Annotated in this window: 11 protein-coding genes; 3 read left to right on the top strand and 8 right to left on the bottom strand. The window is 71.2% G+C overall.

Annotated features, from left to right (window positions below; genetic code table 11):
• The 3 genes from ACWDSL_RS23245 to guaA form a co-directional block, all read right to left on the bottom strand.
• The coding region (locus tag ACWDSL_RS23245) for a hypothetical protein (RefSeq protein ID WP_450488289.1) at window positions 1-1,257 on the bottom strand (1,257 nt) is incomplete at its 3' end.
• Between the two features lie 92 nt (window positions 1,258-1,349).
• A complete protein-coding gene (locus tag ACWDSL_RS23240) occupies window positions 1,350-2,138 on the bottom strand; it encodes a class II aldolase/adducin family protein (protein WP_450488287.1) in 789 nt (262 codons plus the stop codon).
• 536 nt (window positions 2,139-2,674) lie between these two features.
• Window positions 2,675-4,252, bottom strand: a complete 1,578-nt coding sequence (guaA, locus tag ACWDSL_RS23235) for a glutamine-hydrolyzing GMP synthase (RefSeq protein WP_450488285.1) — start codon at window positions 4,250-4,252, stop codon at window positions 2,675-2,677.
• Window positions 4,253-5,220: 968 nt separating this feature from the next.
• Here guaA and ACWDSL_RS23230 point away from each other — a divergent pair.
• Window positions 5,221-6,270 carry an LAETG motif-containing sortase-dependent surface protein gene (locus ACWDSL_RS23230; protein ID WP_450488283.1) on the top strand — a complete coding sequence of 350 codons (1,050 nt, stop codon included), beginning with the start codon at window positions 5,221-5,223 and terminating at the stop codon, window positions 6,268-6,270.
• A gap of 159 nt (window positions 6,271-6,429) precedes the next feature.
• Here the strand turns inward: ACWDSL_RS23230 and ACWDSL_RS23225 are convergent, their stop codons facing one another.
• The gene (locus ACWDSL_RS23225; RefSeq protein ID WP_450488281.1) at window positions 6,430-7,188 is read right to left on the bottom strand and encodes a TetR/AcrR family transcriptional regulator; all 759 of its coding nucleotides are present in this window, start codon (window positions 7,186-7,188) and stop codon (window positions 6,430-6,432) included.
• Window positions 7,189-7,314: 126 nt separating this feature from the next.
• On the opposite strand from ACWDSL_RS23225, the gene ACWDSL_RS23220 reads away from it, so the two are divergent.
• The gene (locus ACWDSL_RS23220) at window positions 7,315-8,517 is read left to right on the top strand and encodes a DUF418 domain-containing protein (protein WP_450488279.1); all 1,203 of its coding nucleotides are present in this window, start codon (window positions 7,315-7,317) and stop codon (window positions 8,515-8,517) included.
• Between the two features lie 83 nt (window positions 8,518-8,600).
• Here the strand turns inward: ACWDSL_RS23220 and ACWDSL_RS23215 are convergent, their stop codons facing one another.
• From ACWDSL_RS23215 to ACWDSL_RS23205, 3 genes are all read right to left on the bottom strand, one after another.
• Entirely contained in the window at window positions 8,601-8,993 is a 393-nt protein-coding gene (locus tag ACWDSL_RS23215; protein WP_450488277.1) for a type II toxin-antitoxin system VapC family toxin, read from the bottom strand.
• 2 nt (window positions 8,994-8,995) lie between these two features.
• Window positions 8,996-9,232: a FitA-like ribbon-helix-helix domain-containing protein gene (locus tag ACWDSL_RS23210; RefSeq protein ID WP_450488275.1), complete on the bottom strand. Its 237-nt coding sequence runs from the start codon at window positions 9,230-9,232 to the stop codon at window positions 8,996-8,998.
• Between the two features lie 65 nt (window positions 9,233-9,297).
• Complete coding sequence (locus ACWDSL_RS23205) at window positions 9,298-10,284, bottom strand: aldo/keto reductase (RefSeq protein ID WP_450488273.1); 987 nt, start codon at window positions 10,282-10,284, stop codon at window positions 9,298-9,300.
• 138 nt (window positions 10,285-10,422) lie between these two features.
• On the opposite strand from ACWDSL_RS23205, the gene ACWDSL_RS23200 reads away from it, so the two are divergent.
• Window positions 10,423-11,466 carry an aldo/keto reductase family protein gene (locus ACWDSL_RS23200; RefSeq protein WP_450488271.1) on the top strand — a complete coding sequence of 348 codons (1,044 nt, stop codon included), beginning with the start codon at window positions 10,423-10,425 and terminating at the stop codon, window positions 11,464-11,466.
• A 25-nt stretch (window positions 11,467-11,491) separates the two neighbouring features.
• On the opposite strand, the gene ACWDSL_RS23195 is transcribed toward ACWDSL_RS23200, so the two are convergent.
• Window positions 11,492-13,345 carry a GMC oxidoreductase gene (locus tag ACWDSL_RS23195; RefSeq protein WP_450488269.1) on the bottom strand — a complete coding sequence of 618 codons (1,854 nt, stop codon included), beginning with the start codon at window positions 13,343-13,345 and terminating at the stop codon, window positions 11,492-11,494.
• Between the last annotated feature and the right edge of the window lie 32 nt (window positions 13,346-13,377).

Raw genomic sequence — 13,377 nt, 5'->3', positions numbered from 1 at the left:
CGCGGTGACGACCTGCACCTCCACCCGCCCCGGCTCCACATCCACCGGCACCGGCACGGTCAGCACGGTGTCGGTCGGGTTGCTGAAGCCCCCGGCGACCGGCACCAGCGGCACCTGGACGTGCACCGCCCCGATCCGTACGACCATACGGGCGAGCCGGTCCGGCTCCTCCGCCCCCGGGGGTACGAAGCCGCTGCCGCGGATCTCGATGTCGTCCCCGGTGCGGATCGGCGCGTCCCGGTCGAAACCGCCCTCCTCGGGCCGGACCCGGACCACCGAGAGCACCGTGGGCCGACCGCCCTCCGTGTACTTCCCGGCCAGGTACATCAGCACCGAGACGGCGGCCAGCAGCGCCAGGCCCCAGGGCAGTTCGGGCAGCCGCTGCGGCTCGCGCGCCAGCCGCACCGCGGCAAAAACCAGCACGACCGCCTGCACCACCACGTACTGCGCGTCCGCCAGGCTGCCGCGGCCCGCGTCGTCGGTCAGCAGATCCGCGGCGCGCGGCCGCAGCGCCCGGACCTTCTGCAGCCGCTGCGCCCGCACCCGCGCCGCCACCACGAGCCGGGCCGCGACCGCGGCCAGGCAGGCCAGGGCGGTGACGGTGAGCAGCCCTGCGGCGCCGCCCGGGGCCAGCCCGTCGGCCGTACGCTCCCCCGCCTCCCCCGCCTCCCCCGCCTCCGGGGCGAAGGCCAGCTCGACCGCGAGCATCAGCACCGCGAAGACCGCGAACAGCAGCCACGCGGCGGCCACGGCGCGCGAGGTGGACAGGCGGTTGTCCTCGCCGACGAGCGGGGCAAGCGGGCCGCCGCTGCCGCGGTGCAGCAGGGCGGCGAGCGTCAGCAGCCCGGCCGCGAGCAGCGCGACGGTCAGCGAGGCCGTACGCGCCGCCGACCAGCCCGCGCCGACCGCCGTGGCCAACTGCCCGATCAGCAGCGCCCCGACCGCGCCCCACACCACGTACAGCGTGCGCCGCCGCACCGCCCCGCCCCATACGAAGCTCTCGGCGCGGCCGGTGTCCCAGGTCGTCCGGGCCGCCTGCGTCAGCTCGTCCGACACCCACTGCCGGGATGCCTCGGCGGAGTGCGCGAGCGCCGCGGGCAGGCCCTCCCCGGCCGCGAACCGGTCACGCAGGGCCAGGAACGCGGCCACCGCCCGCCGGTGCCCGTCCCGGGCGCATTCGCCGCACTCGCATCCGCTGTGCGTATGGCGCGTATGGCGCTCTGCCGTCGTGGCGTCTTCCGCCGCTTTCACCGCCACGAGGGCTCCGCTCGTCGTTCTCCCGGGTCAGTCGGCGCTCTGGTCCCAACTGACATGTCTTGACAGGGGATTGTGCCGTAAGTCGGGGGGTCTCAGCTCAGCAGGTCCGGCTCACCGCGGGTGATCTGCTGGTACAGAGGTTGATAGTTGATCCAGGCGACGAGATCGGTGCCCAGCTGCTCACGGGTCTGCACCGCGTTCTTGTAGTCGATCAGGACCGGCTTGCCCGCGGCCTTCGCGGCCAGCTGCACCTGGCAGGAGCGCTCCATCGCGATGAACCACCAGGCGGCCGCGTCGACCGAGTCGCCGACCGTCAGAAGTCCGTGATTGCGCAGGATGACGGCCTTACGGGGGCCGAGCGCGGCCGCGATGGCCCGCCCCTCCGCCTCGTCCACGACCACGCCCGTATAGCGGTCGTAGAGCGCGTGGTCCTCGAAGAAGGCGCAGACGTCCTGGGTGATGGGTTCGAGCAGTTCACCGAGCGCCGACAGGGCGCGGCCGTGCACCGAGTGGCAGTGTGCGACGGCCACGACCTCCGGCCGCGCCTGATGCACGGACGAGTGAACGACAAACGCCGCCTGGTTGACGTGGTGGCGCCCCTGGACCACCCGGCCCGCCTGGTTGACGAGGATCAGATCGCTGACAGTGATGTGGCGGAAGGACATCCCGAAGGGGTTCACCCAGAAGCAGTCGGTGAACTCCGGGTCCCGCGCGGTGATATGGCCCGAGACCCCCTCCTCGAACCCGTACCGCCCGAAGAGGCGCAGGGCGGCGGCCAGCCGCTCCTTGCGGTGGCGCCGCTCGTCCGCCGGCGAGGCGTGCTGCGGCGGCAGGGTGAAGTGCAACTGGTCGGTGGGGATCGGCTCCGGTATCGGCGGCATCGGCGGCTCACTCCTTGGCGCACTGCTGCTCTCAGGGCTCGGAGCGGAAGCTACCTGGGGGTAGCCAGCTACTGGCCGACGAGTGTGCGTAAGGTCGTTTTAGCTCGATCGTGTGATGGTCGGCTTCCGGGGTTGCGGTGTTCCCTGCTGAGCAGAGTAGCGTGAACTCGCGATCTGGGACGCCGGGTTCGGTGCCAGCGTGCGGGGCCCCTGCTCCACCGGAGTGATGGTTCAGGGCCTCCCCGTCGCCCCTGGCCGAGCCCACAGGCCAGGTCGCATAGGGAACCGGCCTCCCGGGATCGGACCACGGACAGGATCCGTGTCGCCGCCCCGGGGTCGAGTACGCCGGGGACCAGTGCACCCAAGATCGTTCGGGGTGTGCCAGTGCATGGGCACTGCTCAGGAGCGGTATCACAGGACGCCAGAGCCGCGTCCTCTCTTCAGGGCTCGTTCGCCGAGCGAACCCGTACACGCTGACGCCGCCGCCCGCTGGAACGGGGCGACGGCGTCAGCGTGTACGGGGAAGCGGGCTGGGGTCACTCCCACTCGATGGTGCCCGGGGGCTTGCTGGTGATGTCCAGGACCACGCGGTTCACCTCGTCGACCTCATTGGTGATCCGGGTCGAGATCCGCGACAGCACGTCGTACGGCAGCCGCGACCAGTCCGCGGTCATCGCGTCCTCGGAGGAGACGGGGCGCAGCACGATCGGGTGGCCATACGTACGGCCGTCGCCCTGCACGCCCACCGAGCGCACATCCGCGAGCAGCACCACCGGGCACTGCCAGATGTCCCGGTCCAGGCCCGCGGCGGTCAGCTCCTCGCGCGCGATGGCGTCGGCCTCGCGCAGCAGGTCCAGGCGCTCCTTGGTGACCTCGCCGACGATACGGATGCCCAGGCCAGGGCCCGGGAAGGGCTGGCGCTGGACGATCTCGTCCGGGAGCCCGAGCTCCTGGCCGACCATCCGCACCTCGTCCTTGAACAGCCGGCGCAGCGGCTCGATCAGCTTGAACTCGAGGTCGTCGGGAAGCCCGCCCACGTTGTGGTGGGACTTGATGTTGGCGGTGCCGGTGCCGCCGCCGGACTCCACCACGTCCGGGTAGAGGGTGCCCTGCACCAGGAACTCCACGGCCGGGCCCTCATCTGCGATGATCTCGGCCTGGGCCTGCTCGAAGACCCGGATGAACTCCCGGCCGATGATCTTCCGCTTCTCCTCGGGGTCGGACACCCCGGCGAGCGCGGTCAGGAAGCGCTCCTCGGCGTCGACGACCTTCAGCTGGACGCCGGTGGCCGCGACGAAGTCCTTCTCGACCTGCTCGGACTCGCCCTTGCGCATCAGGCCGTGGTCCACGTACACGCAGGTCAGCTGGTCGCCGATGGCCCGCTGGACGAGGGCGGCGGCGACGGCGGAGTCCACGCCGCCGGACAGGCCGCAGATCGCGCGCTTGGTGCCGACCTGCTCACGGATGGCGGCGACGGTCTCCTCCACCACATTGCTGGTGGTCCAGCTCGGCTCGATCCCGGCGCCCCGGTAGAGGAAGTGCTCCAGCACCTGCTGCCCGTGGGTGGAGTGCATCACCTCGGGGTGGTGCTGCACGCCGTACAGCTTCTTCTCGTCGTTCTCGAAGGCCGCGACCGGCACCACGTCGGTGGAGGCGGTGACGGTGAAGCCCTCGGGGGCGGCCGAGCAGGCGTCGCCGTGCGACATCCACACGGTCTGCTCGGCCGGGGTGCCCTCGAAGAGCGTGGAGCCGGGCTTGCTGACGGCCAGCTGCGTACGGCCGTACTCACGGGCCCCGGTGTTGTCGACGGTGCCGCCGAGCGTGGTGGCCATCAGCTGGAAGCCGTAGCACATGCCGAAGATCGGCACCCCGGCCTCGAACAGCGCGCGGTCGACGGTGGGCGCACCCTCCGCGTACACCGACGAGGGGCCGCCGGAGAGGATGATCGCCCTCGGCTTCTTGGCGAGCATTTCGGCCACCGGCATGGTGGACGGGACGATCTCGCTGTAGACCCGGGCCTCGCGGACGCGACGGGCGATGAGCTGGGCGTACTGCGCGCCGAAGTCGACGACCAGGACGGTGTCGGGGGCGGCAGCAGGGGACGCTGATGGCACTTCGGCGGCCTTCCGGCGGAGGTTGCGGTGTTTCTGGGGGTTGGACCATCGATTCTAACGGGCTCGCCATCACGACTTTCCTGGCACGTTTCCGCGCGCATTCCGCCCGCATTCCCGGCACTTTGCGCGCCCGCGCCGTCACGCGCCGTCACCCGTACGCCGCGTGACCAGGCCGTGAGCCGCTTCGTTGAGCCCGTTGTCCGCGCCAGCCAGGAGCGGCCCGGAAGTATCCACGCGTGGCTCAGATCCGCCGAAGCGATGAGACGCGGCCCCCTGCGGTGATTCAGGCGGCGCGTCGTGGGACCTCGCCTCGGCGAGGTGACCGGTCAGCAGGGGACAGCAGCCCGGTCACCACCCCAAAGAACGGTCGGCCCCCGGGACGCCTGGGGCCGACCGTATCCGGTCGAAACGGTTGCGCCGGAAGCGCCACATCCACCACGATGCACGGAGGGAAGACACCCCCGGACCTCCCTACCGTCATTGGTCCGACCACGCGGGCGTACGCCCCCTCTTGTATCGCCGCTGCACCGCCGCGCTCCACCCGAAAGCGCACCGCGCGCACGCAGCCGCACGACTCGCAGGCGTACGACTCAAAAGCACACTGCCCCTCAAAAGCACACTGCCCCGAAAGACCGGCGGCACCCAAAGCCAGCGGCGCTCCCCCCGGCGCCGCCCTTCAGCACCGGCGCTGCCCTGACGCCGGTGCTGACCGCCTAGGGCCCCGGGGACGCCCGCCCCGCGCGGGCGCCCCCGGGGCCCTTCGCGCTCCCCTCGCGCGGCGCCTCTGGACCCGTGACCTTGATCGGGTTTTTCTGTGACCATTCCGTGAGCAACTTCGAGCGCAACCTTTCGGTCGGCTGACCGGTCATGTACGTGCAAACGCACGGCCAGACCGCGCCCCCACCGCGACGGCCTTCCACCGCGTGCCGCTGGCGACCAGCGGCACGGACGGACCAGAAGAGGTCTTCATGAAGCTTCGCCGCGCCCTGGCGACCGCCGCAGCGACGGCCGCCATAGTCCCCGCCGCGCTGCTGGCGGCGCCCGCTGCCTTTGCGGAGGAGACGCCGTCGGCCGACCCGACCACCAGCGTCACCCCGACCGCCGACCCCTCGGAGACCACTGCGCCGACCGGGACCCCGACGGACGGGCCCACGCCGACCGACGAGCCGACGGACACCAAGCCGCCGACCACCCCGCCCACCACGGACACCCCGACGGACACCAAGCCGCCGACCACTCCGCCCACCACCGACACCCCGACGGACACCAAGCCGCCGACCGATGAGCCGACGGACGAGCCGACGCCGGGTGACGACTGCAACGACGACGGGTCGTACGAAGAGAACCCGGACCTCACCACCACCATCACCGGCCTGCCGTCGAAGGTCGTGGCGGGCAGCGGTTTCCACAGCTTCAAGTTCCAGGTCAAGAACGACTCGGACAAGTCCCTCAAGCGCGTGGACTTCGGCGTCTTCGCCGGCACCGCGGACTCCAAGCACCCCGACGGCACCGGCAAGTTCCTGACGCTGCAGTACAAGGACCCGGACACCGGTGCCTGGACGTCGATCTCCACCGACGAGAACGACCCGGGCGCGGGCTACATCGGCTACACCGACGTACGCGCCCACGAGACCATCGCCCTCGACATGCGGCTGAGCGTGTCCGCCAAGGCCCTCGGTGACGGCTTCGGCTACGCGCTCACCTTTGGTGTCTACACGGACGACGAGGGCAACTGCGTCTTCTCGACCGGCGACTACTACGAGTTCGACGTGCTCCCGGCCGGCTCGAAGCCCGGCCACATCCCGCCGGCCGAGCCCAAGCCGGAGCCGCAGGGCGGCAAGAAGCCCCTGCCCAAGCCGGTGGGCGACACGAAGATCAACCCCAAGGGCTCCCTCGCCGAGACCGGCTCCTCCTCCGCGCTGCCGACCATCGCCGTGATCGGCGGCGTCGCGATGGCCGCGGGCGCGGGCGCGGTGTTCGTGGTGCGCCGTCGCCGCAGCGGTGGCGTGGCCGCGTAACGACGCCATGACAGCAGCCTGACGGCGTGACGGCGTGAGCCGACGGGCCATGACGAAGGGGTCGCCCCGGAGGGGGCGGCCCCTTCACACATGTGCGGCTGCACCGGTGGGATGGCGAGGCCCGGCGGCGGTGAGGGCCCATAAGAGCCGCGACGCCCCTCAGGAGTCGGGGCCGTCGATCCGGACGGCGACGCCGTCGAGGATCAGTTCCAGCCCGAGCGAGAAGTCCGCGTCGGCGATCGCCGCATCGGGAGTGTCCGACGGCGGCGCCTCGAACAACGTCGAGGAGAACAGCCGGGCCGTCTCGGGGAAGCGTTCGGGCTCGACGAGCCGCACCAGCGCGCGACCGTATTCGCGCTCGGCGTCGGCCTGCCCCTGACCCTCGGCCCTGCCCTCGGCGAGTTCGCTGTACTGCCGAACCGACTGGACCACGTAACCGCTGATCAGCGATAGGACGCCAACCTTGTGCGCCCAGTCGAGGCGGGTGCCGGACAAGATCGCCAGAGCGGCCTCCATCCAGGCGATCTGGTTCGGCCCGGAGGGTGGTCCGGAGGTGGGCACGCGCGTCAGCCACGGCCGGCGCCGGAAAACCGCGCGCTGCGCGAAGGCCCAGCCGCGCAGCCCTTCGCGCCAGTCGTCGGTGTCCATGGCCGGCGGTGCACCCAGGGCGGAGTCGGCCATGAGCGTGAGCAACTCGTCCTTGGATCCGACGTACCGGTAGAGCGACATCCCCGTGAAGCCGAGGCTCTTGGCGACCTTGGGAAGCGTCACACCGCCGAGCCCGTCGCGGTCGGCGATTTTCACCGCCGCGGCGACGACCAGGTTGACGTCGAGGACCGCGGGCCGCCCGAGACGCGAGGACTCCGAGATCCCCCACAGCCGGCGAAGCGCCGCCGGAATGAAGTCCTCGCTGGTCATGGCTCCCTCGTTCGCCCCGGATGCTGAGGCCCATCATGCCAGACCCAGTGCGCCTGTCGTATTTAGTATGCCCGTGATACTTTCTCTCAGAAACTAAAGCGCAGGATCTCGGGGAGAGGGACGAACGTGAGCGCTGACACCGCACCGCGGACATCAAGAGGGCGAGGGCCGGTACGGCGCGCCGAACGCGCCCTCGCGCCGGACCTGGCCCGGGGAGCGATGCTGCTGATCATCGCGCTGGCCAACGTCGCCGGAGTCGTCTTCGCCGGTGAGCCCGGCCTCGACACCACGCCAGAAGGCGCCGACCGCGGCCTCAACTTCGCGCTCTTCGAGCTCGTCCACGCCCGCGGGTACCCGGTCTTCGCCGTGATGTTCGGCTACGGCCTCGTCCAACTCGCCCGCCGCCAGGACGCCTCCGGCGCCACGCCGAAGCAGGTCCGTTCGGTGCTTTTACGCCGCAACCTGTGGCTCGTCGCCTTCGGGTTCGTGCACGCCACCTTGCTGTACTACGGCGACTTCCTCGGCGCCTACGGGATCGTCGGGATCGTGATGACCCTGGTGCTACTGCGCCGCGGCGACAGGTTCCACCGGACCGCGCTGGTGCTCTGGGCTCTGTCCGCGGTCGAGGTCCTGGTCATCGGCGCCATCGTGGTGAGCGGCATCGGAGGTTCGGGCGGGTCGGCCCCGCTGCCGTCGGGCCACGTCGACTCCCTCGCCGCGCCCGACTACCTCGCATCCGTGCTGGATCGCCTCGGCGAATGGCCGATGCACACGCTGACCGTCCTGCCCTTCATCATCATCACGTGGCTGGGCATGTGGGCCGCCCGCCGTCGCGTCCTCGAGGAACCGGCCCGCCACAAGACCCTGCTCAAGTGGACCGCCGTCCTTGGACTCGGCGTCGCCATCGCCGGAGGTCTCCCGGCCGCTCTGGTCGGCGCCGGATGGCTGCACGTCGACGAGTCGGCCGCCGGCCTGATGATGATGCTCCACGGCGCCAGCGGCATGTTCGCCGGCCCGGGTTACGTAGCCGGCTTCGGCCTGATCGCCATGCGGGCCACCCGGCCCGGCCCCGTCGTCGGCGCGCTCTCGGCCCTGGGCCGGCGCTCCCTGTCGGGATACCTGTTCCAGTCGGTGGCCTGGCTGGTCCTCCTGGCACCCTTCACGCTCGCCCTCGGCGACCGTTTCGGCAGCCCCACCGTGACCGGTCTGACCATCGCGGTGACCGTCTGGCTCATGACCGTATCGGTCGCCCGCCTGCTCGACAAACGCGACCAGGCCGGCCCCGCCGAGATCGTCCTGCGCCGCCTCACCTACGGGCCGCGGGCATGATCGGCGCGGCCCGAAACGGCCCCCGCCGGCCGGCTCGTGGCCGCGGGCGCGGTGTTCGTCGTGCGTGACGGGCGTGCGCGCGGTTACTCCTCACGCAGGTTCCGAACACGGCATCTGAGCCCTGGTGCACCACTGAACTTCCCGTCCACCGTGACCAGGTCCGCCCCCAGCGTCTCCGCCAGCGCCACATACGACGCGTCGTACAGCCACATGTTGTGCCGCAGCTCCCAGATCCGCGGCAGGAACGGCACGTGGTCGTACCTCGTCAGGTTGATGGCGCCGAGCAGCTCCAACGCCCGCTTGCCCTCGTCCGCCGGAAGTTTCCTCCCTCGCACGAGGCCACGCAGCGTCGAAGCGCACTCAAGATCGACGGCAAACGGCGCCGCCAGCCGTTCGCCGAAGGTGACCACGCGCACCTTCTCCGCGACGGCATCCGCGCCGACCAGGAACTCGACCAGCGCTGAGGTGTCCAGCACGATCACTGGCGGGCCTCACGCATCTCGGCGATCGCCTCCACCACATCGTCCGCCGTGACCGCCGAGCGCGCCGCGATCGTACGCGCCCGGTCAGCTGCTTCCTCGGGGGGGAGCGCCGCCGCCTCGCCGTCCAGCAGCTGCCGGACGTACGCCTGCAGCGACTGCCCGGCCCGCGCCGCACGGACCTTGAGTGTGGTCAGCGTGTCCTCGGAGATCTCCCGTACATGAATGGTAGCCATGCAAGCATTATGCAAGCATGGCTAGCAGCATGAACCAACTGTCGGGGCGGTGCGCCGCAGCGAGCTCAGCCGTTGACGAAGGTGAGGCTGGTCGCGTCGTAGCGGGTGCCCGCGATCTGCTCCGACGGGGCCGCGGCCTCGATCGCGGCAAGGTCCTCGGCGGACAGCTCGACGTCCAGGGCCGCGATGTTCTCCTCCAGATACCGCTGCCGCCGGGTGCCGGGGATCGGCACCACGTCGTCGCCCTGGTGCTGGACCCAGGCCAGGGCGAGCTGACCGGCGGTGACCCCCTTCGCCTCGGCCAGCTCGTTCAGCTTCGCGACGATCGCCAGGTTCCGTTCGAGGTTGCCGTCGGCGAAACGCGGCTGGGTCCGCCGCATATCGGTCTCCTCCAGCCCCTCGACCGAGGTGTACCGGCCGGTGAGGAAGCCGCGTCCGAGCGGGGAGAACGGGACGAGGCCGATGCCGAGCTCACGGCAGACCGGGGCGATCTCCACCTCCAGGTCGCGGGTCCACAGCGACCACTCGCTCTGCAGCGCGGCGATCGGGTGCGCCGCATGCGCCCGCCGGATGGTCTGCGCACCGGCCTCGGACAGCCCCAGGTGGCGGACCTTACCGGCCCGCACCAGCTCGGCCATGGCGCCGACGGTCTCCTCGATCGGCACCTGCGGATCGACCCGGTGCTGGTAGTAGAGGTCGATGTGGTCGACCCCGAGCCGGCGCAGCGACGCCTCGCACGCCTGCCGCACATAGGCGGCGTCGCCGCGGATATGGGTGGGCTCGCCCAGGCGGTTGGCGAAGCCGAACTTCGTGGCCAGCACCACCTCGTCACGGCGCCCGGCGATGGCCCGTCCGATCAGCTCCTCGTTGTGCCCGACGCCGTAGAAGTCGGAGGTGTCCAGCAAGGTCACCCCGAGGTCGAGGGCGCGGTGCAGCGTCGCGATCGACTGCTCGTCGTCGGCGGCGCCGTAGGCGTGGCTCATGCCCATGCACCCCAGGCCCTGTGCGGAGACCGCCAGTTCGCCGAGGTGCCGGATGGAAACGTTGGTCATGCCGCTTGGCCTCCTGGGCTCGGAACCGTCTGCCCAGGACACTAGGAGCTGAAGCACGCTCCAGGTCAAACGATTTTGACGCCGTCGGCCGGAATCAGCAGCCGGGCGGACGGGAGTGACAAGGTCTAGTGTCGGCCCATGGAACATCGTCAACTCGGCCGCAGCGGCCTGATGGTCAGCGAGATCACGTACGGCAACTGGCTGACCCATGGGGAGTCGGTCGGCAGGGACGCGGCCCTGGCGTGTGTGCGGGCGGCGCTCGACTGCGGTGTCACGACCTTCGACACCGCCGACGTCTACGCCCAAGGCGCCGCGGAAGAGCTGCTCGGAGAGGCGCTTGGCGGGGTGCGGCGCTCGTCGGTGGAGATCGCCACCAAGGTCTGCCTGCCGACCGGGGACGGCCCCAACGACCGCGGCCTGTCCCGTAAGCACGTCATGGAGTCCTGCCATGCCTCGCTGCGCCGGCTGGGGACGGACTACGTCGACCTCTACCAGGCGCATCGGTTCGACGAGCGGACGCCGCTGGAGGAGACGCTTGTCGCCTTCGACGACCTGGTGCGGCAGGGCAAGGTGCTCTACATCGGGGTGTCCGAGTGGACGGCGCCCCAGATCGAGGCCGCGCTGCGGATGGCCGGGGAGCTCGGGCTGCGCAGCCGGATCGTGTCGAACCAGCCGCAGTACAACATGCTGTGGCGGGTCATCGAGCCCGAAGTCCTTCCGCTGTGCCTGCGGGAAGGCATCGGCCAACTTGCCTTCCAGCCGCTGGCGCAGGGCGTGCTCACCGGCAAGTACCGCCCCGGCCAGGCTCCCCCGGAAGGCTCCCGCGCCACCGCGTCGGGCCGGGCCCCGAGGTTCGTCAGCCGGGTGCTCGGCAGCGGTCTGCTGGAGCGGGTGGCGGGGCTGCGTCCGGTCGCCGAGGACGCCGGGCTGTCCATGGCCCAGCTCGCGATCGCCTGGGTGCTGCGGCAGCCGGGGGTCTCGGCCACCGTCATCGGTGCCTCGCGGCCCGAGCAGGTGACCGAGAACGCCACGGCGGCCGGTGTGCGCCTGGAGGACGAGGTGCTGGAGCGCGTCGACAAGGTGCTCGGCGAGATGGTCGATCGCGACCCGTCGAAGACCGCGCGCATGATGGCGGTCGAACCCGACTGGCGCGCCGAGCTCGACGGGTCCGCCGCCAACTGAGACAGGCCGACCGCCGCCGGCGCGCCTAGTCGGCGGCGGCGGGCGGCACCTTCGGGACCGGGAGCAGGGGGAGCTTCAGGGCGCCGAAGGCGTCCTCGGGGACGGCGGGGGCCGTAGGCGCGACCGGGGACAGGCGCTGGTACGGGGCGCCCTGGGGTGGGCGTGGGTCGGGGGTGCCCTTGTTGGGCCAGAGGGACATGGCGCGCTCCGCCTGGGCCGTGATGGTCAGGGACGGGTTGACGCCGAGGTTCGCGGTGACCGCCGCGCCGTCCACGACGTGGATGCCCGGGTGCCCGTACAGCCGGTGGTACGGGTCGATCACGCCATGGTCGGGGTCCGTGCCGATCGGGCAGCCGCCGAGGAAGTGGGCGGTGAGCGGGGTGCCCATCAGTTCGCCGACGTTGCTGCCCGCGAAGCCGTTGATGGACTCGGCGAGGTGGCGGGCGGCCTCGGCGCCCTCGGGGATGTGGTCCGGGTTGGGCTCACCGTGCCCCTGCCTGGCGGTGAGCAGACCCTTCCCGATCCCCTTCGGCTTGCGGTAGGTGGTGAGCGAGTTGTCGTGGGTCTGCATGACCAGGCCGATGATGGTGCGCTCCGACCAGCGGCGGTTGGACATCGAGCGCATCGCGAGCGTCGGATGCCGGAGGTTGGCCCCCAGGAACCGCAGCCAGCGCGGCAGTCGGCCGCCGTCGGGGATCTGCAGGACGGACAGCAGCCCCATCGCGTTGGAGCCCCTGCCGTAGCGGACGGGTTCGATGTGGGTGGTGTCGTCGGGGTGGATGGAGGAGGTGATCGCCACGCCGCGGGTGAAGTCGGCCCGCTCCCGCGCCGGGTGGACCTTGCGGTAGCGGCGGTCCGAGGTCTGTGCGCCGACCAGGGCCTCGGAGTTGGTGCGGGTGAGCATGCCGAGCCGGTCGGAGATCCGGGGCAGCAGGCCCTTGTCCCGCATGGTGTGCAGCAGCGTCTGGGTGCCGTACGTCCCGGCGGCCAGTACGACCTGGCGGGCGCGCAGCGCGCGCGGCGGGCTCTTGCGGCGGCGGTCCTTGCGGCGGCGGCTCTTGCTGCGGCGGTCGGTGGGGACGGTGGTGACCCGGTAGCCGCCGCGCCGGTCCTCGCTGATGGCCACGACGGTGGTCATGGGGTGGACGGCGGCGCCGGCCCGCTCGGCGAGGTGGAGGTAGTTCTCGTTGAGGGTGTTCTTCGCGCCGTGGCGGCAGCCGGTCATGCATTCGCCGCATTCGGTGCAGGCCCGGCGGGAGGGGCCCACGCCGCCGAAGTACGGGTCGGGGACGCGCTCCCCCGGCGCCGCCGTGGTCGTGCCGTCCGCGTCGTCGCCGTCCCCGAAGAAGACCCCCACCGGCGCCATATGGAAGCTCTCGCCCGCCCCCATCCGCTCGGCGGCGGCTTTCAGATGCTCGTCGGAGGGGGTCATGGTCTTGTTCAGGCGCGCCCCAAGCATCCGCCGCGCCTGGTCGTAGTACGGGGTGAGCTCCGCCCGCCAGTCGGTGATGGCACCCCACTGCGGGTCCCGGAAGAAGGGCTCGGGCGGTACGTAGAGGGTGTTGGCGTAGTTGAGGGAGCCGCCCCCGACCCCGGCCCCCGCCAGCACCATGACCTTGCCCAGGACGTGGATGCGCTGGATGCCGTAGCAGCCGAGGGCGGGGGCCCACAGATAGTCGCGGAGGTGCCAGGAGTTCTTGGGCAGGGTCTCGGGGGTGAAGCGGCGGCCCGCCTCCAGGACCCCGACGCGGTACCCCTTCTCGGTCAGCCGCAGGGCCGTCACCGAGCCGCCGAAGCCCGAACCGACGACGATCACGTCGTAGTCGTACGCGTCGTTATCCGTAGCGTCGTTGTCCACAGCGTCGTACGCATCGTTCACAGCAGTACCTCCCGCTCCCTCCGCCGCGCGCC

The organism is Streptomyces sp. NPDC000941, from assembly GCF_053599555.1.
The sequence above is the reverse complement of the archived record's forward strand: the minus strand, read 5'-3'. Positions and strand labels throughout refer to the sequence as shown.

Excerpts from the sequence above, each read along its gene's own strand:
- ACWDSL_RS23210 (WP_450488275.1), bottom strand. The coding sequence starts at position 9,232 with ATGGCTACCATTCATGTACGGGAGATCTCCGAGGACACGCTGACCACA.
- ACWDSL_RS23205 (WP_450488273.1), bottom strand. The coding sequence starts at position 10,284 with ATGACCAACGTTTCCATCCGGCACCTCGGCGAACTGGCGGTCTCCGCA.
- ACWDSL_RS23225 (WP_450488281.1), bottom strand. The coding sequence starts at position 7,188 with ATGACCAGCGAGGACTTCATTCCGGCGGCGCTTCGCCGGCTGTGGGGG.
- ACWDSL_RS23240 (WP_450488287.1), bottom strand. The coding sequence starts at position 2,138 with ATGCCGCCGATACCGGAGCCGATCCCCACCGACCAGTTGCACTTCACC.
- ACWDSL_RS23200 (WP_450488271.1), top strand. The coding sequence starts at position 10,423 with ATGGAACATCGTCAACTCGGCCGCAGCGGCCTGATGGTCAGCGAGATC.
- ACWDSL_RS23230 (WP_450488283.1), top strand. The coding sequence starts at position 5,221 with ATGAAGCTTCGCCGCGCCCTGGCGACCGCCGCAGCGACGGCCGCCATA.